Source organism: Mesorhizobium sp. M1328 (assembly GCF_040318075.1).
In the GTDB taxonomy this organism is placed as follows: Bacteria; Pseudomonadota; Alphaproteobacteria; order Rhizobiales; family Rhizobiaceae; genus Mesorhizobium.
Genome location: NZ_JAMYLO010000081.1, coordinates 1 through 1,132, shown reverse-complemented (window position 1 = coordinate 1,132; position 1,132 = coordinate 1). Strand labels below are relative to the sequence as shown.

Here is a 1,132-nt window from a genome sequence, read left to right as displayed (position 1 = left end):
GGGCCGGCTCGAGATCGCTCCTGGCGCGCGCGAATGCGACGTGGGCGCCGCCATATCGAATGCTTTGGTCAAAGGCACTCCGGAATTCCCTGGGGGTGTTTGCGGCATACCATCTATGCCGGTGGGCTCTCCGGCCAACGCACCGCATCTTACGTGGTCCGACGCGCGCTATAAGATGGGCTGTCAGACTAATTTCGAGATTGGCGCCTACCGACACCGCTATCCCTGCGCCTTGTCACGGACGGTATTTTTGGGTGAGCCAAACGCTCGGGCGCGGCACCTGCATCAAGCCGCCTTGGACGGCTTCCTCGCGCAGGTCGAAACTATACGGCCGGGAGTTAAGTGCTCCGATGTTTGGCAAGCATTCCAGCGCGCCTTTAAACCATACGGCGTGCGTAAAGAATCCAGGAGCGGCTACTCCATCGGCCTCGGTTGGGTCGACGGCGGAGTCAGCTTCCAGGGGGACGACGACACCGTAATTGAACCCAACATGACCTTCCACGTCCTCATCGGCATCTTTGAGAAGGAGGACGGCTACGTCTTCAGTGAGACTGTCCGCGTGACCGAGAACGGTGCGAAGTCGCTGAGCAGCATGTCCCGTGACCTGCTGGTCAATTACTGACCGTCTCGCGTGGACGCCGGCGCATTGCTCAGCACCAATGCGCCGGCATACAGGATCATCGGCCGGGCTGCCGAGTTCAAGGACTACCTGGTCGACCGTTAACAATAATCGGTTTTCAGGCGGCGATGGATCTGGGGCAGATGCCAAGCGCGGTGACGAGAAGCCACAAAAGCCAGATCACGATCCAGCCAATCAGGACGCTCCGACGTATTCGTGACACAGCCGAGGCCAGATAGAGGAATAGTGCAAGTCGCCGGCTGTCGCGGCTTGCGATACTGTGGGACCTGCCCGCATCGCCTATGTCATGGCGATAATCGACATGCACACGCAGCAGACGGTCCTTTCGACCTTGCCCGACGTGCTTGGACAGGAGTAGCGGCATTGGTGTGAATCGGCGTGCAAAATTGGCTCTGACTCACTTTTGATGGAATTCGGGTGCCGGCTCGCGTTGGTTCACACAAGGAATCAACGCCATGGGCCATGCATTGCGGCCTTCGACCCTAGTCCCTC

General features: G+C 59.3%; 1 protein-coding gene and 1 pseudogene. Both read left to right on the top strand.

What is annotated here, in order from left to right; all coding sequences use genetic code 11:
• Positions 1 to 622 (top strand): M24 family metallopeptidase (locus tag NKH23_RS34455; protein ID WP_353036803.1); only part of this gene is annotated, 622 nt, incomplete at its 5' end.
• A gap of 274 nt (positions 623 to 896) precedes the next feature.
• Positions 897 to 998: pseudogene (locus NKH23_RS34790) on the top strand (hypothetical protein); the annotation flags it as partial.
• Between the last annotated feature and the right edge of the window lie 134 nt (positions 999 to 1,132).